This window comes from Streptomyces sp. NPDC045846, from assembly GCF_056431605.1.
Genome location: NZ_JBWKKJ010000040.1, coordinates 1 through 24,025, shown reverse-complemented (window position 1 = coordinate 24,025; position 24,025 = coordinate 1). Strand labels below are relative to the sequence as shown.

Here is a 24,025-nt window from a genome sequence, read left to right as displayed (position 1 = left end):
CCCTAAACGCCTTCCAGATCGCCTTCGAAGGCCGGCTCACCCCGGCCAACAACTGAACCTCAACAACCAAGATCAGCCGTTGATTGGACAGACCCAGTGGACACGCCCGCGGAATACCGCATGTCGTCCCCGGTGGCCTGCGCCTGCGGGCCATCGGGGACGCGGTACTGAAGACAGGTGCCGGCCTGGACTCGGAGGATGCACAGGACCCGCTGCCGTTCTGGCTGCGCATCCCCTGGTTCTGTATGAGCGGGAGCGGCATACCCGACACATGCACGCGTCTGAAGTGGTTGCGAGCCGCTCGGGCTGTCGTGTCAGGGTGTCTACCCTCTGGTAGGTGGCACCGAACAGGGTTACGTGTTTCCAGAAGAGGGTGTCTTCGGGGGCGACGAGAGAGACGGACCGTCGCAGTCCGATGCCGGGGCGGTGGTGCCGAAAGCGCGCGACTGCCCGCTCCGTGTCGGCCAGCAGGGGGATGGCAGCTGGTGCTTGCGGGCGAATAGCCGTGGCGGTGGGCATCGTCGTGTGTCTCGGTATCGCAGCCATGGTCGTCTCGGTCTTCCACGAGAAGCCGGTCTTCCACGACGAGGTCGCCTACGAGGGCGGCTATGGAGTGGCGCTCGCTGGAATGAAGGCAGACCGGACCGGCCAGACCCGGGGCTTCCTCAAGGGTGGGCGGCTGCGAGCAGTGGCGCGACGATCAGGGCGGCGCCAAGGCCAAGGCCTCGCCCGAGCGCTGGCTTCAGGGCTGCAGCGACGCGGCGGACGACGGCGACTGCCGGCCTGGTCGGGCGGTTGAGGCACTCAAGGGCCCGTCTCCGAGCACACTGACAGCGACGGCCATCGCGCGCCTTCCCTGGTCTTCACCTAACTGGAGAGTCCCGCGATGGCCGTCCGTGTCGCGCACGTCGCCCAACCAACCGCTCACGAAGACAGCCCGGGGCGGAGAAGCGAAGCTTGGAACCCCTAACGAACAGCCCTCGCGGTCTGTTCTGACTCCTCGTGTCCCGGTCCGGCGGCGTAGGCCAGCGGGGGAGCGATTGCTTGGGCATCGGCCCCCTCGCCAACCCAGAGCCCGATGAAGAGCGCGGCGGTCGCTTCCAGGAGTCCGGCTCGTTCGAGACCGCCGCCGGCCACGGGTTCGCAGCCGACATGCCGCACCAACTGGTGTACGAGCGCGAGGGCCGTTTCGTCGTCTCCGCAGACCGGAACTGCCAGTGGCCGCCCGTCGAAGATGGGCGGTGTCATGCGCCACACGTCCTCGTGGCAGAGATTGAACGCCTTGACCACATGAGTTCCCGGAGCCGCCGTGGCCAGTTGCTGGGCGGCCGAAGGGCCGCTCTGTGTCAGTAGCAGGAAGCCCGGACCGACAGGATTGGAACAGTCGATCAGCACCTTGCCGTCCAGGACCGCCCGCAGTTCCCGCGCCACGCTCGCCCCCACGCCGAAGGGCAGCGCGGCCAGCACCACCTGACCGAACTCGGCCGCCCCACGCAGACCGGCAGGCTTCGCGTTGCTCCCCAGACGCGTCGCGAGCCGCTCTGCCTTGCGCACGTCTCGCCCTCCGACAACCACGTCGTGCCCGGCCCGCACCCAGTGGGTGGCAAGCGCGTCCGCCATGTTGCCCGTGCCCAGTACACCGATTCTCATCACTCATTACCTTCCAGGACCTGCTTGGACCGATCACAAAGACGCTAGAGCGCCCGTCGGGCACCATGTGGTACGTGACGACTGACGCCTTCCTCGCCGACTGCCGTGCCCGCCTGGCTTTTGACCTCCTGTCCAACACCTGGAACGCCGTCGTGCTCTGGGCACTGCGCGACGGTCCCAGACGCCCGGTCGAACTACGCCCACAGATCGGGGGAATCAGCTCCAAGGTCCTCACCCAGACGCTGCGACGCTTGCAGTCCAACGGTCTGGTGGACCGGCAGGCATACCCCGGGTCACCAACGCGCGTTGAGTATCAACTCACCTCCCTGGGCCGGACTTTGCTGGGACCCATCGACGCTGTCGGAGCATGGGCCTTCGAGCATGGCGATGAGCTCATGGCTGCCCAGGAAGCCGACTGCACTGCCACCGTCCAGGCCTCCTCAGAGTGAGCGCAGACGCCGCACGCGGTCAGAGCGATTCCTCTGGGTTGTTCGATGGCGAGGGGATGCTCGGTGGGCCCGAGCTCGACGAAGGACCGCACCAACCGGGCGGGTGTGCACGGGTGGAGGCCGCGTACGCTCGGCCGCATGCCTCGCCACTTGAAGAAGCCCCGTCGGCTGGTCGCCGACGGGCACGTGTATGTGTGGACCATGCGCCACAGCCATGGAAGAGGCGACGAGGGCCGGTCCGTGAACTGCCGCCAGACCCTCACCCTGTCCCCGCAGCCCGCTGGTACCGGCGGGCCGCTGCGCATTGTCTTTACCGGCGGGCCCGGCCGGTACGTCCCGGGCGGGGCCCCCTTCGGCTCCGGTGACGTGGGCTTCACCCGGGGCGCAGGACTGAACCTGCACGAGCCGGGCGCCGTCCGGGCCTTGCTGGACGTGGCGCTGGCTCGTGGGTGGCAGCCGGGGGAACGGGGGGCGGTCGAGGTCGACGGCTGGCTCCTGCTGGAGGCGGCAGCCGCCGCGCGAGCAGGAGACGCCGACTCCGAGGGCCGGTAGCGAGTGGCGCGCTGCGTCCCCCCTCGGAACAGCGCGCCGCGATCAACCTCCCCAGTGCGAAAATCCCACGCGCTCTGTCTGTTTCCGCTGCTCAGGCAGCCTCGACGGGCTGGATCCTGGCGTCGTCACGATGCTTGGCCGGGAGCCCGACGCTTCGCCGATCTCGAGAGCTGGGCGCGTCTTGAGCCGTAGATCGGCACGGAACTGCCCACCGGATACAGGGATTTCATTGATCAGTACGCGCCGATCAAGGCCGACACCCACCTGTGTTTCAAGCATCCGGCGACCTCACGCGGGAACCTTCTCCAAGACATCTGGGAGACCGAACAAGCCTTCCGCACCCGGAGACCGCTGTTGACGGCGTTCTGATCCCCGCCTTGTCGACCGGACTTCGGCTTCCACGTCTTCCTCAGCAGCAGCCCGCGGACGGCCGCCTGGAGCGTGGTGGTACTCGATCGGGACGAAGGTGGGCACTGGGAGCATGCCATGGGCTTCGCCGAGTGCCTCCAACCCGCAGTGACGCCGCCCCGGTCCCCAGACCCCGTCGGGGCCAAGAATTGCTCCGCACCCGAACCGGGAATAGCCTGGAGTCACTGAGAGTTGGCGAGTGACCGGTGCTTCGCCCCCGCCGACCGACTCGCGTCCGTTCACGGACCCTGCGTCCGATCACCGCCCCGCATCCACCGGTACTGCACCCATTCGCTGGGGGCGCCCGATGCACACCCACCCGGCACCGGCCTTGGCCGTCTGTTCGCCAGGGCAGGGCATACTCCACCTGTTCGTCGGCGCGGACGACGGCGCCGTACGACACCAGACCTTCGACGGCGTCTGGCACCCCTGGCACGAGCTGGGCCGCCCCTGGCCCTCGCCAGGTGCTCCCACGTTCAACTGGCTGAGCGCGACGGCCATTGAGGGCAGCCCGGTCGAGGTCTACGCCCTGAGCGCCACCGGCGAGCTGTGGCGTCTACGCCCGGGCGCCGAGGAGCCGACGCACTGGACGTCGCTCGGCACCCCGGCCCGGGGCGGCGCCGCGACCGGCTTCACGGTGGTGCCGAGCCGCGCCAGCGACTTCCACCTCGTCCTGGAAACCGGTGTCAGGGACACCGGCGCCAACGGTTGGGAGCTGCTGTACGGGCATCCGAGCGAGGGGCCCGTCGTGCTCCGCACAGGCGAGCGCCCACCTGGGCACCTCGCCGCGGTGCCCGCCCCGCCCGGCCGGATCGCCCTCCTCCACGCGGATCCCCGCGAACAGCGCCTGCTCCGCACCCACCTGGAGACCGACACTCCACCGTTGCACGCGCCACCCGAGTGGGAGGATCTCGGCCCGCTGCCCGAGGGCGACGAACGGTCCTTCAGCTGCCTTGCCGCGACGGAGCGCAACGTCTTCCTCGGCGGCGACTTCGGCCTGTGGCGCTCCGCCCTGGCCCCTCGGCTCGGCTGGGAGCGGCTCGGCGGCGACCTCAGCGCCGACGGTGCGACCGGCCCCCGGCTGGCCGCCGTCGACTCCGGCGGCGACCGCACCGACGTGTTCGCCGTCTGGGCCGGCAGCGCCCTGATGCACCGGCGCTTCGACACCCGATGGCAGGACTGGCGGCTCCTCGACCTGCCGGCTGCGCCCACCGGCAGCTACGACGTGCTGCGTCCGGACGACCTGGTCACCTTGACCGTCCGCAGCCAGGGGCTGCACGAACAGACCGGGTCCGACGGCACAGTGCGACTGGTCGCCGACTCGGGCGGCGGCCGCCTGCTGGTGGACGTCCCCCCGCAGCACTTGGCCGAGACCGTGGTGGAGTCCGGCAAGCCGCCCCAGGGCTTCCTGGCCGGCCCGTCCACCCTGTGCTTCGCCGTCGGCGCGGACCCGGTCGTGCTCACCGTGGCCGGTCTGCTCGATGCGATGAACCACCTGCCCCTGGTCGTCACCTCGGACACCACCGCCTCCCTGCTGGCCCGGCTCGAAGTCCCCTGGAACCTGCTGCTCACCCTCCATCCGGACGCCCGGTGCACCCACCGCACCCTGCCCGCCACCGGCGCGGCGGGCGGCACCGAGCTGTGGCACAGCCGGATCGCCGGCCCCGACGGGCACCTGGCGGCACGGCCCCTGCGGTCCCTGGCCGACGGCTCCGACCACGGCACCCCGCTGGACACCTGGTACGACAAGATCGTTTCGGCTGCCGCCCAGAACCCGGGCGTTCCGCTCACGGTCGACCGGCTGGTCCTCAGTGCCTACGGCGCCCGCTTCACCGCCGCCGCCCGCTGGCCCCAGCTGGAGTGGGCGCAGGATGCCGCCCTCGGCCGGGACTTCCACGTCAAGGTCTCCGTCCCCGGCGCGCTGTTCCCCTTCGGCCACCGGGCCGTCTACATCGAGGTCTCGGACCGCCAGTTCGCCGGCACCGACCCGGCCGTGGCCGCCCTGCACCGCCAGGTCTTCCTGATCCTCACCGAACCCGTCCGCGACGACTACGGGATCGGCCAGGGCGGCCAGCACGAGCGCGCGTTCCCGTTCCAGCGGATCGCCGTCGCCCCCGGGCAGACCGAGGGCCTGGACGACGCCAACTGGATCCCGCTGGATTCCTCGGCCGCCCCGCCCAGGTGTTTCTGGCCCAGCCGGGCAGGCACCCCCGTGGTGTTCACCCTCCAGGGCACCGCCGGCCAGCAGTACGTGGACCTGCACCTGCCACTGCTGTTCGTCGAGGACACCGCGACCGGCGGCGCCTACGGTGCTGCGCTCGACGCGATCTACGGACAGGGTCCCGGTACCGGGGCCTTCTCCGCCCTCGGACGGCCGCTCTCCGACGTCGCCGCCCGCATCCCGCTCGTCATGGCGTCCCCGACCCAGGCGGTGGAGGACGCCGTGCAGGAGGTGCAGTCGATGACCTTCGGCGGGACCGGGGCCGGGCAGTCCTCCAACGGAGTCGGCTTCTACCCGCAGGTGACCGAGCTGGCCGTGGGCCTGCCCGCCGTCCGCCAACTGCTCGGGCCCCTCCCGGCGCTCCCGATGACCCTCTCCAAGGCGCTGCTCACCACGCCTTGGGGAAGCCCGACCCCCGACGCGCTGCTGGACCTGGTGACGCCGCGCACCCTCGACTTCGGCGCCGCCGGGGCCCGGGTTGGCGGGCTGTCCGCGCCCAACATGACGGTGTCGCAGATCTCTCGCGCGCTCGGGCCGACCGTCGGCGACGCGTTCCAGACCGATCCGACGAAGCTGTTCGCCCCGGACGCCAGCCTGTTCGGTGTCGTACCGCTGAGCGCCCTCATCCGCACCGTCACCAAGCCGCCGACCCTCGTCTGGACCGGGGAGGGCCTGCCCAACCCGTCCGCCGAGCTGACCTGGACGCAGGCGCTGACCGAGGCCGTCGGGCCGTTCCACCCCGGGAGCTCGTGCGAGCTGAACCTTGATGTCCGGGCCCAACTGGTCGGCGGGAAGCCGGAGATGCACGCCACCGGGACGATCACGGACTTCCAGCTGATCGTTCCCGACGAGCACGCCCCCGCGTACGTCGTCCTCACCTTCGCCTCCGTGACCTTCGCCGCCGACCCCGGCCAGCGGCTGAACCTGGCGGTCCACCTGACGGACGTCAAACTCGGCGGGGACCTGAGCTTCCTCGCCACCTTGGAGCAGTACCTCCCGACCGCCGGGAACGGCCCCCGGATCGACACCACGGCCACCTCCATCACGGCGTCGTACACCGTCGCCGTCCCCGAAGTCGGCCTGCTGGTGTTCAGCCTGCAGAACCTCCTCGTGCAGGCCGGCATCACGCTGTCGCTGACCGGCCAACCGATCGCCATGGACTTCGCCTTCGGCACCCGGGAACGGCCCTTCCTGGTCACAGTGTCGGGCTTCGGCGGCGGTGGGTACCTGGAGCTCGGCCTGAGCGCCGGCGGCACCGACAGCGGCCTGCAACGCTTCACCGGCGGGATCGAGTTCGGCGCCGCCATCACGATGGACTTCGTCATCGTCTCCGCCGAGGTACACGTCTTCGGCGGCGTCGTCTTCGCCAAGAACGGCACCGACACCGAGATCACCGGCTACCTGCGGATCGGCGGCAGCATCTCGCTGCTGGGCCTGATCAGCGTCTCGATCGAGCTGACCCTCGCCCTGACCTACGACGCCACCAGCGGTTCGCTCAGCGGCTCGGCCCGGCTCGTGATCACCGTAGACCTGACCTTCTTCTCCAAGTCCTTCACGCTGGAGTGCCACAAGTGCTTCGGCAACTGCCCGCCCTCAGCCGGGCTGAGCAGCACCCACCGGGACGCCCTGACCGGCTCGGACCCGTCCGTCCAGGCCGCGCTCGGGCCGCAGGGGCAGTCCTTCCCCTGGCAGACCTACTGCCTGGCGTTCGCAGGGGAGTGAGTCATGTCGTCGACAGGCCTGGAGCGGCAGTTCGTCTGGACGGTGATCCCCGCGGGCCGGGTGGCGCCCGTCCCCGGCCAGCCCACGCCGATGGCGCTGCTGTCGGTGCTGGTGACGCCACGGCTGCTCGGCCCGGACGGAACCGCCCTCACCCTCGCCGACTTCGGCATGCAGGGCTGGCCGCAGCGGCTCGCCGGGATCTGCTTCGACGTCCGCCGCGCCGGGCAGTCGCTGCCCTCCGTGCGCGTCCCGTACACCGCCCTCGACGGCAGCACCGTTCAGTTCCCGCCGGACCGGCAACTCGCCGTCTGGCAGGCGCTGTTCGCCGCCGCGATGCCGGTGGAGCCGTACCAACCCACCGCCTACGACGGCCGGAGCACCACCACCTTCCCGGCCGGCCAGGTCGGCACCGACGTCAAGGGCATCTACACCACCACCGCCCAGGCCCACGCCGCGCATCCCGGGGCGGTGCCGGAGAGTCACCCCGAACTGCGGTCCGCGCTGCGGGCGATCGGCGAGCAGTGGCAGCACGGCCTGTTGGCACCCGCCGCCGACCGGGCCCACACCGCCCCGACCGACGCCACCCCGGCCCTCGCCCAGGCGTACGCCTTCTACCGGCGCGCAACGCACGACACCACCCCAGCGGACCTCCGGGCCGCCGCCCAGCCCGCCGCCGAGTTCCACCAGAGCGTCGCGCACCTCGCCGACCACCCGGCCGTACTGCGCGCACTCGGCCTGCTGGTGGACCTCGCCGTCCCCGCCGCCGGGCTCACCCCGGTGGACCAGACGCACCCGGCGGAGCTGAGCGTGGTGCCGCAGTGGCCCGACCCGGACCCGAACCCGCCGCCGGGCTGGAGCGGATCCATCCAGACCGACCTCTCTCCCACGTCCGCCTACACGCTCACCGGCAGCCGCTTCGTCCCTGCTTCCGTCGACGGCCCGACCTCCACCGGCTTCGCCGACGGGCTCCTCCCACTGGCGGGCACCAGCGCGGCGCCCTCCGGGAACACCCGGTTCGAGCTGCTGCCCTTCGATGTGGACGGCGCCGCCCTGCGGCTGGTCAGCACCGCCCGCTCGGACGCCACCGCGGCTCCGCCCGAGGAGTCCTCCCCGGTCCCGGTCGGGGCGCTGCCCGCCCTGCGCTCGACGGGCTTCGCCCTGGTCGACCGGGCGCGCGAGGACGAGCACCGCAAGCAGCTCCAGCGGGCGCAGCAGCGCGGCACCCCGGCCAAACTGCTCACCTCCGCCCTGCTGGTGGACGCCCTGCTCGGCGGCTACCGGATGGACGTGTTCGACAGCAAGAGCAGGACCTGGCACTCGCTGTGCCGCCGCCGGGTGCACTACACCGTCGGCGGCGTGCCGCTGCTGCCCAACGGCCTGCTGGACGAGGGCTACCTGCGGCCCGGCTCGGTGGTCACCGGCTTCGGCGACACCGACGCGCTGTACCTGCACCAGATCGTGGCGCGCTGGGACGGCTGGAGCCAGGTCGCCCAACGGCCCGAGCGGATCACCGGCACCGGGGGCACCCCGCCGGGGCTGTCGGCCCTCGACACGGTGGTGGAGTGCGACCCCGGCTCGCTGCCGCGACTGCGGTTCGGCCGCACCTACAGCATTCGGGTCAGGATCGCCGATCTGGCCGGCGGCGGCCTGCGGGCCGAGGAGGTCGGCGCCACCGAGGCGCAGACGGACCCGGTCCCGTACTGGCGCTTCGAGCCGCTGCCGCCTCCGGAGCTGGTGCCGACCCGGGAGTGGGACGACGGTGACGGCCACGACCGGATGGTCATCCGCAGCGACCGCGGCACGACGGTGGACGCCTACGCGGCGCTCCACGGCTACCGCGCCTACGACCTGCGGCACTTGCTGCCGCCGAAGTGCTCGCTCGCCCTGGCGGCGCAGTACGACCACACCTTCGACAGCGCGCTGGGCCCCGGCGCGCCCGACGCCGAGGTGGCCAGGCTGTTCGCGGTCGCCGAGCGGGCCGACCGCGAGCTCACCGACGTCCCGGGCTCCCACGTCGTCGCCGCCGGGCCGACCGCGCCGTCGTACGTCGTCGCTCCCGAGACCGACACGGCCCCGCCCTGGCTGGCCGACCCGAGCGGCTCCTTCATCGCCATGAACGCGCGGCCCCGTCCGATCGGCCCGAACGGGCTGCCCGGGCCGATCGTGCCGGCGGACACCTCGCTGATCGCTGTCTGGCAGGGCACCTGGCCCGACCTCCAGTCCGCGTCCGTCCGGCTGCAAGCGGCCGCCAGTGGCTGCACGGTGAGCAGGGTGGACCCCCGGCACCTGACGGTCGCTCTCGGCCCGGCCGAGCAGGTGACCTTCGACATCCCGTCCGGCCTGCACTTCCAGGAGGTCGGACTGTTCGGCATCGCACGGTGGCTGGGCGCCGACCCGGTCAGGCCATCCACCGTCACGGACATCGCGGCGGGCAGGAACCGGCTGATCACGCCTCCCCGCACGGTCACCATGGTCCACGCCGTCCAGCGCCCGCTGCTCGATCCCGGCGGTGCGCTGACGGTCCGGCGGGGCCCCGGCGACCACGATGCCGTCCTCGGGACCGAACGGCTCTCGCTCGATATTCCGAGCACCGGGCGGATCGACCTCCACGCCGAGTGGACCGACCAGGTCGACAGCCCGCCGGCCGCACCGACCGCCGGCACGCGCCTGGCGCACGTCGGCTCGTACGAGGTTCAGCACCTGCCCCTGCTGGAAGGGGCGCTCCCGGAGATCCGCCAGGAGTTCGGCGACACCCGCCACCACCACGTGACCTACACCATGACGGCCGTGTCCCGGTTCGAGGACTGCTTCGGGCGCGTCCTCGCCACCGACCCCGCCGCCTGCCTGGCCGCCGGGACCCTCGCGGACACCGACGTGCCGAGTTCGCTGCGTCCGCCGGCCCCCGGACTCATCCACTGCGTACCGTCGTTCACCTGGACCCGAACCACCGACGGACAGCAGTCGCTCACCCGGCTGCGCCGGGGCGGCGGCCTGCGCGTGCTGCTGGAACGGCCGTGGTACGTCTCGGGGGACGACGAAACCCTGGCCGTCCTCACCTTCCCCGCCGGCCCGGTGCCCGCCGAAGCCCTGCGGTGCGTGACGGTCGCCGGGGCCGACCCCATCCGCGACACGGGGGCGCCGCCCGCCGTCCTCACGGCCGCCCAGGTCAACACGGTGCAACGCGCCCAGGTGACCCTGCCCGAGCTGCAGCGGCAACTGGACGCCGCGCTGTACCCGGTCGAGTTCGACGCCGAGGGCGACCACTGGTTCGCCGACCTCGACCTCGCCCCGGTCGTCGCCGCCTCCTACTTCCCCTTCGTCCGGCTCGCCTTGGCCCGCTACCAGCCCTACACCGTCTCCGGCGTCCCGGCCGTGTCGACGGTGGTCCTGACCGAGCCCGTCCAACTCGCCCCGCAGCGGCGGCTGACGATCACCCGTCGCCCGGGTCAGGCGGACGTCGTCCTGGAGGGCCTCGGCCCCGGCGGAGCGGGCAACGCCGTCCGCATCGAACTCCAGGTCCGGGATGCCGGGGCGACGGCGGCGGACGGCGTCACCGGATGGTCCACGCTCCTCACGACCACCGCCGTCCTCGGGCAGACCGCGGCCGTCAGTCTTCCGGACACCGGGCAGCGGGCCCAGCGCCTCGTCGTCCGCGAGTTCGAGACCTCACCCGTCCCGGCCGGCCCCGACCCGACGGGGCGTCCGGTCTTCGTCGACGTCGTACCGCTCGGTCCCTGGTGAGGGGCCAGGCCGCGACCCCGAGCAGAAGAGGCGATCATGGCAGAGATGTTCCCGGCGACCGACCGGCTGACCCTCGCACATCAGGCGACCAGTGGACTGGTCCCGTTCGACCTGGATCCCAGCGTGCTGACCTGGTGCGTGGCGGTGGTGGCCATCGGCCCGAACTGCGCACCGCTGGGCGGCAAGGCGCCGGACCTCGAAGTCCGCGCCGGCACGGGGCTGATCACGCTCGTCCCGCAGGCCCCTGCCACGGCTTCCATCACGGACGAGAACGGGATCGAGGCCGCGACCGGGTCCTGGCAGCGCGATCCCCGCGACGTTTTCACGATGACCCTTACGGCGTCCGACCTGCGCGCCCGCACCTGGAGCCTGCGGATCACCAACAACGATCCCCAGGAACTCGGATTCGTCTGGTCCTCCGGGGCAGCCCCCGACGTCCACCAGCCTCGGGTCGCGCTCGGCCGCACCGCCCTGCAGTCGACCGTGGCCGTCGATGACACCCTGTCCCCGGACACCCTGGTCCCGATCTCCAACATCGGCACCGGACCGCTGAACATCGTCGCCGAGGGCGGCCAGAACATCGGTGCGGGCTACGTGCTGAAGGCGTTCCCGACAAGTCTCGCGCCCAATGAGTGCGGCCAGCTCAAGATCGGCGTGGTCCCGGCGAACGACCCGCCCGACCTCGATACGCAGACCGCCAGTTTCACCCTGAACTGCAACGATCCGGTGACGCAGGAGGCCACCCTGCAGCTGTCCCGCACGGAGAAGTACAAGGACCAGAAGGAGGTCGGCAAGGAGCACAAGGAGGAGAAGGACCACAAGGAACACAAGGAATACAAGGACGACAAGGACAGCAAGATCGGGGGCAAGGAACACCCCGCCGAGATCATCCACCCGGCGTCCGAAGCCGGCACCCCGCCCGAGCACTTCATACCCCCGGCACAGCGCCCCGACCTCACGGACAGCGCCCTGCGGGACGAACCCCCCGAGCCCGGGCCCGGGCCGGCCGAAGGGTAGGTGCCGCATGTGGCTGGTGCTCTGCGATCCGTCGGACCGGGCGGCCAGGTGGGCGTACGAGGGCCTGCGCGAGCGCGGGCTGGAACCGCTGGAACTGCTCTCCCCGCAGACCCTCCTCGACTCGAGCAGGTCGGCCCACCGCATCGACCGGCACGGCGCGGGCTTCGAACTCGTCCTGCCCGACGGTCGGGTGCTCGCCAGCCGTGACGTCGACGGCGCACTCAACCGGGTGGCCGGCGCGCCCTTCGGGTTCCTGCCGTTCAGCACCCACGCCGACGCCGTGTACGCCGCACAGGAGTTGCACGCGCTGCTGCTCAGCCTGCTCACCTGTCTCGCCCCGGTCTCGGTCAACCGGCCCGGCGGGTACGGCCTGTGCGGCGCCTGGCGGTCGACCCCGGAATGGACGGCGCTCGCGGGCAGGGCCGGCCTGCCCGTCGCGCCCGTCCGCCTCTCCAGCAGCCCGGACGTCGGACTGCCGCCGGAACCGCCGGTGCGCGGGGAGGTCCTGGTCCTCGGTGAGCAGGTCTTCGGCACGCTCGTGACCGAGGACCGGGAGCCGTACGTCCGGCTCGCACGGCTCGCCGAGGTCAGCCTGCTCGGCGTCGACCTCCGGCAACCGGAGGGGCGACCGCCGGTCTTCGCCGGGGCGACGCTCCTGCCCGACCTGCGTCTCGGCGGCGACGCGTTCCTCGACCACCTGCACAAATGCCTGCTCGACCAGCCGGCCGAGAGCTCGGGTGCGTCGTGATCATCGTCTGTGGCATCGCCAGCGAGCCGCCGGTCGCCCGGGTCATCGCCGAACTCGACGCACTCGGCCTGCCGTACGCCGTACTTCACCAACGGCGCTTTCGGGAACTGTCGTTCGACATGGAGGTCGGCGCCTTCGACCTCCGGGGTCAGCTTGCGTACGACGGCGGTTCCGTCGACCTCGCCGCCGTCACCGGCGTCTTCTCCCGGCTGATGGACTGGCGCAGGCTGCCCGAGGTCAAGGACGCCGACGAGGATGCGTACCGCCGCTGCGAGAGGTGGCACTCCGCACTCAGCACCTGGCTGGAGCTCGCCCCCGGCTGCGTGATGAACCGGGACAGCGCGATGGCCTCCAACATGTCGAAGCCCCACCAGGCCCAGCTGATCCAACGCGCTGGATTCCGCGTCCCCGAGACCCTGGTGACCAACGACCCCGAACTGGTCCAGGGGTTCCGGGCGCAGCACGGCGAACTGGTCTACAAGTCGATCAGCGGGGTGCGCTCGATCGTCCGCACCCTCGACCGCGCGGCGATCGAGCGACTGCCGCTCATCCGCTACTGCCCGGTGCAGTTCCAGCGCCGCGTCACCGGCACCAACATCCGGGTTCACACCGTCGCCGGCGCGGTGTTCGCCACCCAGATCGAGACCGACCGGGTCGACTACCGCTACGCCCACAGCGACGGCGGCCATGCCGAACTGTCCGCCTGGCAGCCCTCCGACGAGGTCGCCGAACGCTGCCTCCGCCTGGCGGGGCGGCTCGGGCTCGACCTCGCCGGCATCGACCTGATGCTGGCCGACGACGGCGAGGTCTACTGCTTCGAGGTCAACCCCTGCCCGGCCTACACCTACTTCCAAGCCCACACCGGCCAGCCGATCGCCCGTGCCGTCGCCCTCGCCCTCGCACGGGGCTGAGGAGACCCGCGGGCCGGGAAGGAGAGGAGAATCCGATGGCCCAGCTCGTCATCACCGGCCAGATCCAAGGCCAGAGCACCACCCTGTGCAGCTTCCTCATCGCCGTCGACGGCGGTGCCCAGGTCGGCCCGGACAGCGTCGTCCTGGACCAGTCGATCTTCACCGTCCCGGACACCGACACGGCGATCGACATCGAGGCGGACGCCATCGACCAGGCCAAGTACGGCACTCTCACCGCCCACCTCGACATCGACTCCACCGGCGCCGTCAAGGCCACCTTCCCCCAGGTGAACAGCAGCTGGCCCGACCCGACCGTCACGTCCTCGGCCCTCGGCCAGGTCATCTCCATGACCGCTCACTTCTCGCCGCTGCGCGACGCCACCGAGCAGGCGCGGGCCAGCCTGGCCCAGACGGGCTCCGACTTCCCGGGCAGCCCGCCCGCCCCAGCGCCTGGCGACATGAGCTTCCGCACCCCCGGCGTGACGCTGCCGCCGCTGGTCTACGGGGTGCCCTCCGCTATCGACACGACCCTGATCGCCTCACCGGCGGTCGACAGCGGCGCGATCCAGGTCCAGACCCAGACCGTGTCGCCGTTCGGCGAGACCGTCGTCCTGCAACTGCCCGGGGTGACCGCACCGCAGCTCGTCGCCGTCCACTGGCCGCCCGGCGTCTCCCGCGACCCCGGCGCGCCGCCCGCCCCCTTCCTGATCTACTTCCACGCCGGCATGGGCCAGAACTCTCCCGCCTTCTACGACGACGCCCGCGACCGCCACGACCCGGGGACGGGCGGCACCTACCCCTTCGGCTGGGACTACCAGTTCTTCGGCCTGCTCAACTACCTCCAGTACATCAACGACCCCTTCCTCACCAACCCCTTCGCCAAGGGCCTCGCCCTCCAGCTGGAGGCCTCCGCCAAGAACGTCGTGCTCCTGCTCCCGCTGATGCGGACCGCCGGCAACCCCTGCAACGAGGTCGGCTCCTTCGCCGACGCCGCCTTCCTCCAGGAGTACCTGCCGGAGATCCAGGCCCTCATGTTCCGTCGCAAGGGCACCTTCCAGTACGGACCGATCGGCCGACTCGGCATGGCCTCCTTCAGCAGCGGCCACGCGGCCCTGATCTGCTTCCTCGGCAACGCCGCCAACCAGGCCCACTCCCTCTACCTGGACACCCTCCAGGAGGTCTACCTCTTCGACCCGCACGCCGACCTGGTGTCCGAGACCCTCCCCCCGCTGACCCAGGTCGCCGCCTGGGCCGCGCGCGGCAGTTCCGGCACCAAGGTCGCCCGCCTCTACACCCAGAACGACCCCGCCCAACTCGCCCCGCTACTGGCCCAGCTGGGCGTCACCGGGCCCGGCAGCGCCCCGTTCGACGCGGCCACCTCGGACGACCGCAACTCCCTCACGTGCCTGCCCCTCGCCGCCTGGAACACCCTGGCCGCCCAGCAGGGCGGCAGCGTCCCGTACGCCAACACCGGCCAAGTCCACCAGGTGATGTCGGCCCTCATGCTCACCGACGCCCTGCGCCGCAGCCAGTTCTGAGCGACCGCGCCGCCGCGGCGCCACGCCTGCTGGGCGTTGATCCGATGGGTGAACGCGTGCCACCCGTAGGGGAGTTGCGCCCCGGCTGCCAGCGCAGCAACGTCATCGCGCCATGCCGCTGACGGATGCTCTATGCGGGGCTCAGGGACAGCCCGGGGATCACACGCCTGGACCCTTGGGTGCCGCTCAGTGAAAAAGGCCGACCGAACCGGAGCAGGAGCTGCTCGTGATGCTCAAGAACACGTACTTCAGCGGCACGTTGGCCTGGACGGGACTTCCGGGTTCGGAGACGTCGTGTTCGGCGCTGACGGACAGGCGCAGGCCATCCTTGGCGAATTGAGTGTTGGCGGGTGTGTCCGGGACGGGGGTCCAGCCGTCCTTGACCAGGTTGGCCAGGGAGCGCGACACCTTGGCCCGGCCTTCCTGCTCGTAGGTCGTGCTCAGCTTGTTGGTGCACTGCCCCGGGCCCCACATGTCGCCCCCCGACGGGGTGAGGCCTTCCGAGAAGAACGCCTGCTTGATGCTCCATTCGGTGTCACCCCAGACCTTGCGCGAACGCTCGAAGGCGAGGTTCCCGCCGTCGCGGGCCGTTGCTTTGGGCATGGAGGTGGGCGGAGGCGTCGAGGGGCCCTCGAATCCGCCACATCCACTCAGCACGACCGTCATGACGGCGGCGAACAGTGTCACCCTGGCTGATCTCACAAGCCCTCCCCAAGTCTCCTGCGGATCTTGCAGGAGTGTGGCACGGACCGGTGACCGCCGTTGCCGCGCCCCGGCTGGCCACGGGTCGCGGGAGTCCGGAGCCGCAGCGTGCTCTCGGGCGGCGTCGCATTGAATCAGGGCGCGTCAGCGAATCCGGACCGCCCCGCGCACGCCGAGCTGACCCGCATCTTCTTTCTGGTGCTCAAGGCCGTGGGCCCGACGATGGCTACGAAGGACGAGTTGGAAGACCTGCTGGCGTTCTGCTCGGCGGCGGGCGCACGTCCCGTGGTCGACGAGGTGCTTCCGCTGGGCCGGGCCCGCGAGGGCTTCGAGGATGTGGCGTCCGGGGACCTGCCCGGGAGGGTGGTCCTGACCACGCTCTGACCCGGCGCGCGGCTGCCGGTGGGCGCGGTTCACCGTGTACGACTGCGCGGTCGCGGCCCTCTCGCAAGGCAGTGTGTCAACTTGGGTTGACGGGGCCCGGATGTCAACGTACATTGACAAGCATGACCGAGGCCACCGATCTCGCCGCACGAGCCGGCGACCGCGACCCGAGGGTCGGACTGCGAGCCGTCGCCGCGCTGCGCCGGCTCCTGGAACAGCTCGAATCCGTACAGGTACGAAGCGCCCGCAACCAGGGCTGGTCATGGCAGGAGATCGCCGCCGAGCTCGGGGTGAGCAGGCAGGCCGTCCACAAGAAGCACGGGAGGACTTGATGTTCGAGCGATTTACCGTGAATGCCCGTGAGGTGGTGACCGGCGCGGTTGAGCACGCCACGCGTGCGGGGTCACCGGTGGTGACCGAGGAGCACCTGCTCCTGGCCCTCCTCGACCGCGAGGGCACGAAAGCGGCCTTCGCGCTCGCGTCCCTCGGCGTCAGCGACCGGCGCGCCGAAGTCACCGAGGCACTGGCCGCCGCGCGCCGCAGGGGCGGCATGTCCAAGGCGGACGAGGACGCGCTGGCGGGACTCGGCATCAGTGTCGAGGAGATCGTCGCGCGGACGGAGGAGGCCCACGGCCCGGGCGCGCTGTCCGGCGCCGAGCCGGGCAGGGCGTGGCCCTCGGGCCGCCCGTCCTTCACGAAGGGTTCCAAGAAGGTCCTGGAGAAGTCCCTGAGGATGGCCGTGGCCCGCAGGCAGAAGCACATCGGCGACGAGCATCTGCTGCTGGCGCTCACCGCGATGCCGGGGCTGGTGGGGGAGGTCCTCGCCGAGCACGGGGGGACGTACACGGGTGTGGAGCGGGTGTTGTTCGGGGCGGCGTGAGGGAGGGTGCTTGTTCACCCACCGTGCGGCGGGAAGGCGGGGCTCAGCCCCGCCTCTCGCTGCCTCCTCAGAGATGTTGCCCGCCGTGGATGCGTCAGCAGTGATTCCAGACTCACGGACCACGACCAGTCCTTCGTCACCGGTGCCTTTCAGCGGCCCGCAAGCTTTCGCCTTCACCCCGGTTGCGAGAGTTGGGCGGGAGACCTCCCTTGCTCCACGTGAGGTCTCGTGTGACTACCGTGCGCCGGGACAGCCGGGGGCGGCAGGCGGGTTGCGCCACTGGTAGTCCCAGTACCCAAGAATGCGATGGTCTTCTTGCTGCCCACAGATCAGACCGAAGTCCGGGGGGAGTTCGCCGACGCTGTTCCATGCTTGTTCGGTGCGGGGATCGTCGCGGCGAGCGAGAGCGTAGACGATCTCCAGACGGAGGAGTTGGTGGTCCTCCGCCATCATGGAGGCGAGGGCGTTGGTGACGGTGTCTGTCCGGTCGCCGGTGGCGCCCAGGGCGATGGCGGCTTGAGCCCGTACGTCGGCGTCGCTGTCCTCGATGAGAGTCAGCAGGGCGTCCCGGAACACCGGTGTGAAGTGTGCGGCCAGCTCCGTGGCGGTGGAACGCCGGACACTGGGTTCAGGATCACGCGACAGAGCGAGTAGCGTCGCGGCGGCAGCGTCGGTCAGCGGGGCCTCTCGTGAGAACAGGCCGGGCACCTCGCTGCGCACGCGTGGGTCGGGGTGGTCGGCGTATCGCAAGCCGATGGCCTCTTGACCGGGGTGTTCCCCTCCGGCATAGACGTCCAGGACCCGGGCGAGCACCGTGCCGTCCGGCTCGTCGAGGGCCCAGGCGGCGAGGAACTCGACGTCCTGAGCAGTGTCCTGGCGCTGGTCCCAGTACGCCCGAAGGATCCGGCCCGAGACGACGTCGGCGAGGAAGAGGCGGTGAACGGGATCGGGGTGGCGTTGCAGGGCCCTCAAGTCGGCCCACTCCTCGGGGCTGCGGCGTTCGCTCAGGGCGGACCGGGCAGCGGACCAGTTGACGTGGATTCCTTCCGGGACGCTGTGCGGGACGCCGCGTGCCACCAGTTCGGCGACCGGCGTACGGATGCCGAATCTTTCTTCCAGCGTGGTGAGGATGGCGTTGTGGCCCGCCCGGACGGTGAGCCCTGCGAGGCAGACTTCCTCGACGTCCGTGTACTTGTCGTCGTGGATGAGACGCTGAGTGGCCGCGCCCCCGGCTCCCGTTCGCCGGCGCAGCTCTTCCTCCACGCCGGTTTCCATCCAGTGCCGGGCGAGGCCGAGCAGGTGCTGCTGGGCGTTCTCGGAGAGCCGTTGGTGCGGGTCCTCGCCCAGCACGGCGTCGACCAGTGCGGGCGAGCCGAGGTCCACCGCACGCACCAGCGCTGTCGTGCCGTCCGGGAGTTCGCGGTCGGGGTCGGCGCCGCGGTCCGACAGCGCTTCGGCGCTCTCGTAGTCGAATCCCATGACGGCAGTGCACAGGAGCGAGAGGCCGTCGGGCCCCGAGGTATCCGGGTCGGCTCCCTGCTCCAGGAGAGCCTTCACCTTGGCGGCGTCCCTGGCGCTGACGGCCGCCGCGAGTTGACCGGACAGCTCGTGTCGCAGTGTCGGCATCTGCCCCCCTGGTGATTATTGAGGGCACTGTACCCAGCCCCTCCCCGTGCGTTCACCTGGTTATGGAGCCTTGACGCGCAGAGTGCGTGACGGCGGCTTCATCCACCAGAACGCGCCGCAGATGGCCTGTCATGACCGGCGTCGAGACGGACACCCATCGTTGATCTCGAACTGCCTGGCAAGGTCCAGAGTGAAAGCGGGCGGCCCTTCGTAGAAGTGGGTCCCGTATTGGAAGAGAAGGCCATCGGCATCGGGCGTATGAGCGGTATCGAAGCGTTGGGAGCCGAAGCGTACGAACCTGAGCCACACTTCGTCCAAGTCCAGTTCCGCGAGGGACTGTTGTCCATGGCTCAGCTCATGTTGAAGTCGCTCCTGGGCCCGGTCCACGGGCAGTCTCGTCGCCGTCCCTGTTGTTCGTGGTCTCGACACGATCTCTGGCCTCGCGGCGATCTTCTCACCGCGCCCCATTGGCTGGCGTGATCAGGATTAGCCTCAGAGCCCGAGCGAGACGGTACGGGAGCAGGAGCGTCTTGCGGGGGAGTGGCTCGGCCGTAGCGCTACCTCGTGATCTCGGTGCAGTTCACGGCGCCTTCCGCCCGCCACAGCTCCAGTGCAGGGTGAGGCCGGCGGTCACCGCGTCGAGGACTCGGAGCCAGGCAGTTGGCTCGTGTCGACGGTCTTGATCCAGGTGGAAAACCCAGCCCGTGAGCCAGGGTCTCGCCGCAACCACGAACGTGTTCAGCCGCGAGACCCAGTTCAGGGCAGCGAGCCAGGACGTCCTTCAATGCGGCGCGAACGCCCTCGCTCAAGGCTGAGGTCCCGGGGGTGAGGTGACGGCGGGCCCCGGCTTCCGCGACTGCCCTTGGCGGTCCGTTGCAGAGGGGGCAACCGGATCTGTCCGGACTTGACCGAGAGTGTTGCCGGTTCCATGGGGCAACCACAGACTGAGTCGCGGCCATCAGCGGTCTGAGAGCGATCAATTCAGTTGCTGCGCATTGCGACGAAGAACAGCCGGCTCGTCCTCGCGTCAGCGTGAGAACGATGCCTGCGCGACTTGTGGGATCCCCGTTTCCTGCTGGCTGCGGAAGGACCCGCTTGTCAGCTATTGGGGGGGGCGGCCTGCACGTCGTGGTGCGCGGTCGGCTCGGCATGCTGCGCACGTTCCACGGCTGACCGGGTCGTCGCCCTCTTCCACGAGAACGGCCAACAGGCTGCAGATCAAGGCTATTTGAACCGTACTTCTACGTCGCCCGGCACCAAACCCCCGCAATCGGCGGGAACCCAGTGCCAGGCGAAGGGGGAGATGAATCACGTGAACACCAAGATCAAACGCGCCCTCGCCGCAGGAGCGGCAGCGCTCGGACTGCTCGCCAGCAGTATGGCCGCAGCCCAGGCAGCCCCCGCCACACGGACGATCAGCGTCCACCCCTCCGGTGTCCGGACCACGGAACGCCCTCAGGCCACCACGCAGGCAGGCTGCACTGTGGGCAATCTCGTCGTGACCCGCTATGCCTCGTGTGAGGGGCGCTCCGTGGGCATCGACCTGCTCTCCAACGGCCAGAGAGTCGGCGGAGGAACGTTCAACCTCTGGATCATCCAAAGGTTCGACCGCAAGTCACTGAACTGGACCGAGCAAGTCTCCACCACCGACCCGGTCTTCACCCCCAACGCGCAGGATCTGGCCCTGTCCGTGTCCGCCTCGTCGCCGGGCAACCAGGTCAAGGTCATCTACCCGCAGGGGCACATAGTCGGAACGCCCTCGCAGGGGCAGGTACTCGGCACCTTCAACCTGCTCAGGCAGGCTGCCCGCGCGGAGTACACCACCTACACCTTCACCTTCGGCAAGCCCGGTGTCGCAGCAGGCTCCTTCAACGCGAGCACCGTCCGCTACCGGTGCGACAACACCTTCAAGGGCATGCGGGCCGGATGCGTTGTCCCTAGTGTGACCACCGAAGTCAGCATGAAGAACTTCAAGTACATCTCGGCGGGCATCCGCGCCCTGCGCCAGCGGGGCGGCTACTGGGGCGACCCGAACAGCCGTGTTCCGCTGACCTGGCTGGGATCCTGGATCCGGCAGCGGCACTGGGACGAGGTCTGCAAGGGCAAGACCCCTACCGCCGCTGAGCGCCGTGCCGGACGCACCTCCTGCGACGAGTACCCCTTCGCATCCACCGCCCAAGGCGGCACCACACTGCCCGCCAGCCAGCGGGAGATCACCTTCGTCCCACCCAGCGAGAACAACCAGCAGGGCGGCGCGATCCAGGCCTGGCTGAAGGCCTGGCGCATCCTGTCTGGCGACCGGTTCTACGTGGATGCCTGAACAGGAAGGAAACCGGTGTACGACGACATCCCCGAGGAAGGCGAGCTGTTCGAGCGGGTGAGCAGCATCATGGCGACTGACCAGAACTGCATGCCGCTGGTACGGACGTTCATCGCGGACGACACGGCCTTCGCGGCTCTCCTGGACGAGCTGAGGATCCCGGACGAGTACGGCAACGTTGCCTGCGTATCCCTGGTGGAGGACCCCCGGTACGTGGCGGCGACCGTGGAGGGTCTTGTGGCAGAGGTCGTGCGGGACCACGAGGGGCGGCCGCTGTTCAGCGAGGTCCTCGTGGCCGACGAGCGCTGCCTGATCAATCCGTCGTTCCCGCTGCTGGCGCTCAACCTCCTCCAGGGCGCCGAGCATCAGCAGTTCCGCATCGCCGCTTCCGAGGTTTCCGCCTTCTACGCAAACATGTCCATCGGCAACATGGACTTCGACGAGTGGGCACGGGAGGCCGGGGAAGACGGGGTCTTCAGGGGATTTCGGGGAGACGACGGGTTGCCTGTCGGCCGAGACGAGCGCACGGCCCGGCCGTCCGGCCCCGATGCGGGCCGGTCTGCGCCGATCGTATCGACCCCCCTTGCACCGTTGAACGTGACTGTGGAACGGACGGGCGAGCAGGACTGAGTGTGTCCCCGGTTTGACGGCGGCCTGGCACCCTGGGGGAGTGCCGGGCCGCTGTTCCAGGAGCCGACTTCGCCACCGATCTGGCTGTTGGGTCTCGGCAGCACCTTCTCAAGGAGCGGAGCACCATCGCCAGCACGTTTGCACGCAGTACGGCCGATGGCGCCACCGTGAGGGGCTGTCTCCTCGTCATGAGAATCTTGCGAGAGCCCTGGCTTTGCTCCATCCGCAGACACCTGACGGGTGGTCAAGTGGCCATGGTGAGTGGCACCTTCAGTGACGAGAATCAGTCATCCCGATTTGCATTTCCCAACTCCTGCCGGGTCGAGCGGCGGGGTTGGACCCGACGTCGGCTCGGCGTCATGTCCGGCAGGGTGGGGCGGTGGCGTCTCAGGGTCGACGTTGAGCGCGGTGAAGCGGGTGGACAGGTCGTCCACCCACTGTGATGGCGTCCGATGGTCGGGCAGTGGGATGTCGGCCTCGGTGCGCCACAGCTTGTCACTGAGGGCGTTGCGCAGGTGCCAGGCCATCACCCGCTCGGGAGAGAGCTGCCGTCCAGTGATCTGGTGGTAGTGGCGCATCACGGCGTTCAACAGCTCCACACCCGGGCCCATCCCGGGACCGGGAATGGCGCGTAGCTCATATTCCGGTTCCGCGGCCCCAACGGTCTCGAAGTCCACCACCACCCGGAGTTCGTCGTGGTCCCACACCTGGTTGTCGCCGTGCAGGTCGCCGTGGACCAGCACGGCCGGGCCGGGGGAGGCCAGCACGGCGTCAGCCCAGTCGCACCAGCGCAGGACGGTACGGCGCTGCTCTGGCAGGATCCATCGTGCCAACCGCTCACGCAGGGCCGCGGTGGTGGCTGGGGGGAGCTGAGCGCCGGTGAGCTTCCCAAAAGCAGCCTGGGCGCGCTCGCCGACTGCCGGGTCGTGCAGGGCCGCCAAGAACTGCGCCAGCTGCCTGCCGGCCTGGTCCCGGTCGATCGAGTCGACCACCTGGAACAGGGACGACCCGGGCACGAGCCTCGTGATCAGCAGCAAGGGGTCGGTGCTTCCGACGACGACCTCGGGCAGGAACGGGACCGCCGGCGCGCGCGACAGTGCGGCCAGGACCGCGATCTCCCGAGCCAAGCGGAGGGCGGCAGGGCGCGACCAGGCGAATTTCACGACGAACTGCTCACCGACGACCGTACTGGTCTTGTGCCACAGCGGGTCGTCACCCGCCGATACGGGGACCGTCACCGGATATCCGTTCAGCTCCGGTGCCGCGACCCGCAGTGCATCGCCGAGCGCCTCGGCCGAACACTCAGCCAGCCATCTCATCTCCGGTGTCCCGCCACGCCACGACCGTAGGGCCTCCCGGCGTGGGGCGCCAAGCGGCTTCACAAGCCCGCATCCGCGAGATCGCCCCCGGCAGCTACGCACGTGCAGGAAGTGGGAGCTGAACTGACCGCAGACGGCGGGCTGTTGGCCGCACGCGGGGAAGCGATCTTGGCGGCTGTCACAACAGCTCGCCGCAATCGCCGGGCACGACCTCGCGGGCTCATGACCGCACAGGGTGCGGCTGCCGGACGTGGCCGCGTTCGCTCAGGGGACCCGCGCGGCCACCAGGGTCTCGAAGGTATAGACACGGCCGGGGGCGCGGGTCTTTGTGTGAGGGTCGGGCTCAGGCAATGAGGGGGAGTCCTGCTGTCCAGGGCGGAGGCAGAGCCCTGGTGGGTGTGTTTCCACCCACGTCCGACACGCGACGGGTTCGGCCAGTCCTTCCTCGTTGGCGTGCCAGAGCTTCACCGCGACCAGGAAGAGCCAGTTGCCGGGCACCTGATGACGGGCGAGCAGTACACCGGTCTGTTCCTGGCCGCGGGCCAGATCACAGTGACTGGGGGTGCGTCGAACGGGCCCTCGGTGGTCACGTCGCGGCGGACCGGGGCCTCAGGGGGAGGGCTGATTGGAGGCAGGTTCGACCAGCTCAACGGCAGCCGGAACAGAGTGGGTTGCCGCCCGTGCCGTAGCGGTGCGCGGGCCGTTGGCGGCAGCGCACGCGATGCGAGCAGCGCAGGAGGACAGGGCCCCCGCGCCTGCTGTCTGTGGGGGTGCCTCTATGTCCTTCGTCAAGGCGCCTCTGTCGGGTTTGGTGTGGTTTGGGGTGTTGGAGTTATGCGGCGAGCTCGACGTCCTTCGGTGTCCGGGTTTCGTAGAAGGTGCCGTCGCGGAGCATGGCGAACAGGACGCTGATGCGTTGGCGGGCGAGGCGGAGGAGAGCTTGGGTGTGGGTTTTGCCGCGGGCTCGCTGCTTGTCGTAGTAGGCGCGGGAGGCCGGGTCGGCGTTCATGCAGGCGAAGGCGGACAGGAACATCGCGCGTTTGAGCTGGCGGTTGCCGCCTCGGGGTGCGTGTTCGCCGTGGATCGAGGTTCCGGACGATTTGGTGGTGGGTGCGAGTCCGGCGTAGGAGGCGAGGTGGGCGGCGGTGGGGAAGCTGGTGCCGTCGCCGACGGTGACCAGCAGGACGGCGGCGGTCCTGACGCCGAC

At 70.1% G+C, this 24,025-nt stretch carries 19 protein-coding genes; 14 read left to right on the top strand and 5 right to left on the bottom strand.

Features of this window, described 5'->3' with window-relative positions:
* Positions 1-511: 511 nt before the first annotated feature.
* Complete coding sequence (locus AC07F3_RS41925) at positions 512-799, top strand: hypothetical protein (protein WP_479120352.1); 288 nt, start codon at positions 512-514, stop codon at positions 797-799.
* Between the two features lie 167 nt (positions 800-966).
* On the opposite strand, the gene AC07F3_RS41920 is transcribed toward AC07F3_RS41925, so the two are convergent.
* On the bottom strand, positions 967-1,650 hold the full coding sequence (locus AC07F3_RS41920; RefSeq protein WP_479120350.1) for an NADPH-dependent F420 reductase: 684 nt from the start codon (positions 1,648-1,650) through the stop codon (positions 967-969).
* Positions 1,651-1,724: 74 nt separating this feature from the next.
* On the opposite strand from AC07F3_RS41920, the gene AC07F3_RS41915 reads away from it, so the two are divergent.
* From AC07F3_RS41915 to AC07F3_RS41880, 8 genes are all read left to right on the top strand, one after another.
* On the top strand, positions 1,725-2,099 hold the full coding sequence (locus tag AC07F3_RS41915) for a winged helix-turn-helix transcriptional regulator (RefSeq protein WP_479120348.1): 375 nt from the start codon (positions 1,725-1,727) through the stop codon (positions 2,097-2,099).
* A gap of 138 nt (positions 2,100-2,237) precedes the next feature.
* Positions 2,238-2,651, top strand: coding sequence for a hypothetical protein (locus AC07F3_RS41910; protein WP_479120347.1), 414 nt, complete (start codon positions 2,238-2,240; stop codon positions 2,649-2,651).
* A 715-nt stretch (positions 2,652-3,366) separates the two neighbouring features.
* Entirely contained in the window at positions 3,367-7,002 is a 3,636-nt protein-coding gene (locus AC07F3_RS41905) for a PLL family lectin (protein WP_479120346.1), read from the top strand.
* A gap of 3 nt (positions 7,003-7,005) precedes the next feature.
* The gene (locus AC07F3_RS41900) at positions 7,006-10,743 is read left to right on the top strand and encodes a hypothetical protein (protein WP_479120345.1); all 3,738 of its coding nucleotides are present in this window, start codon (positions 7,006-7,008) and stop codon (positions 10,741-10,743) included.
* 36 nt (positions 10,744-10,779) lie between these two features.
* Positions 10,780-11,760, top strand: a complete 981-nt coding sequence (locus tag AC07F3_RS41895; protein WP_479120343.1) for a hypothetical protein — start codon at positions 10,780-10,782, stop codon at positions 11,758-11,760.
* A gap of 7 nt (positions 11,761-11,767) precedes the next feature.
* Positions 11,768-12,508: a hypothetical protein gene (locus AC07F3_RS41890; protein WP_479120342.1), complete on the top strand. Its 741-nt coding sequence runs from the start codon at positions 11,768-11,770 to the stop codon at positions 12,506-12,508.
* On the top strand, positions 12,505-13,419 hold the full coding sequence (locus tag AC07F3_RS41885; protein WP_479120340.1) for an ATP-grasp domain-containing protein: 915 nt from the start codon (positions 12,505-12,507) through the stop codon (positions 13,417-13,419). Before AC07F3_RS41890 ends, AC07F3_RS41885 begins: the two co-directional genes overlap by 4 nt.
* A gap of 35 nt (positions 13,420-13,454) precedes the next feature.
* Positions 13,455-14,957, top strand: coding sequence for a hypothetical protein (locus AC07F3_RS41880; RefSeq protein ID WP_479120338.1), 1,503 nt, complete (start codon positions 13,455-13,457; stop codon positions 14,955-14,957).
* A gap of 186 nt (positions 14,958-15,143) precedes the next feature.
* Here AC07F3_RS41880 and AC07F3_RS41875 read toward each other — a convergent pair whose 3' ends face one another.
* On the bottom strand, positions 15,144-15,659 hold the full coding sequence (locus AC07F3_RS41875) for a hypothetical protein (protein WP_479120337.1): 516 nt from the start codon (positions 15,657-15,659) through the stop codon (positions 15,144-15,146).
* A gap of 60 nt (positions 15,660-15,719) precedes the next feature.
* On the opposite strand from AC07F3_RS41875, the gene AC07F3_RS41870 reads away from it, so the two are divergent.
* The 3 genes from AC07F3_RS41870 to AC07F3_RS41860 all read left to right on the top strand — a co-directional run bounded on the left by AC07F3_RS41870 (position 15,720) and on the right by AC07F3_RS41860 (position 16,923).
* The gene (locus AC07F3_RS41870) at positions 15,720-16,043 is read left to right on the top strand and encodes a zinc-binding dehydrogenase (RefSeq protein WP_479120336.1); all 324 of its coding nucleotides are present in this window, start codon (positions 15,720-15,722) and stop codon (positions 16,041-16,043) included.
* A 122-nt stretch (positions 16,044-16,165) separates the two neighbouring features.
* On the top strand, positions 16,166-16,375 hold the full coding sequence (locus tag AC07F3_RS41865) for a helix-turn-helix domain-containing protein (RefSeq protein ID WP_100579604.1): 210 nt from the start codon (positions 16,166-16,168) through the stop codon (positions 16,373-16,375).
* Positions 16,375-16,923 (top strand): Clp protease N-terminal domain-containing protein, encoded by a 549-nt coding sequence (locus AC07F3_RS41860; RefSeq protein WP_479120335.1) that lies wholly within the window; start codon positions 16,375-16,377, stop codon positions 16,921-16,923. Before AC07F3_RS41865 ends, AC07F3_RS41860 begins: the two co-directional genes overlap by 1 nt.
* Positions 16,924-17,157: 234 nt before the next feature.
* On the opposite strand, the gene AC07F3_RS41855 is transcribed toward AC07F3_RS41860, so the two are convergent.
* A complete protein-coding gene (locus AC07F3_RS41855) occupies positions 17,158-18,549 on the bottom strand; it encodes a HEAT repeat domain-containing protein (protein ID WP_479120334.1) in 1,392 nt (463 codons plus the stop codon).
* Positions 18,550-19,861: 1,312 nt separating this feature from the next.
* Between AC07F3_RS41855 and AC07F3_RS41850 the strand changes: the two genes are divergently transcribed.
* Both AC07F3_RS41850 and AC07F3_RS41845 read left to right on the top strand, forming a co-directional pair.
* Entirely contained in the window at positions 19,862-20,869 is a 1,008-nt protein-coding gene (locus tag AC07F3_RS41850; RefSeq protein WP_479120332.1) for a NucA/NucB deoxyribonuclease domain-containing protein, read from the top strand.
* Positions 20,870-20,884: 15 nt separating this feature from the next.
* A complete protein-coding gene (locus AC07F3_RS41845; protein WP_479120331.1) occupies positions 20,885-21,499 on the top strand; it encodes a DUF6924 domain-containing protein in 615 nt (204 codons plus the stop codon).
* Between the two features lie 287 nt (positions 21,500-21,786).
* On the opposite strand, the gene AC07F3_RS41840 is transcribed toward AC07F3_RS41845, so the two are convergent.
* Positions 21,787-22,818 (bottom strand): phosphotransferase family protein, encoded by a 1,032-nt coding sequence (locus AC07F3_RS41840; protein ID WP_479120329.1) that lies wholly within the window; start codon positions 22,816-22,818, stop codon positions 21,787-21,789.
* Between the two features lie 832 nt (positions 22,819-23,650).
* Positions 23,651-24,025 (bottom strand): transposase (locus AC07F3_RS41835; RefSeq protein WP_479120328.1); only part of this gene is annotated, 375 nt, incomplete at its 5' end.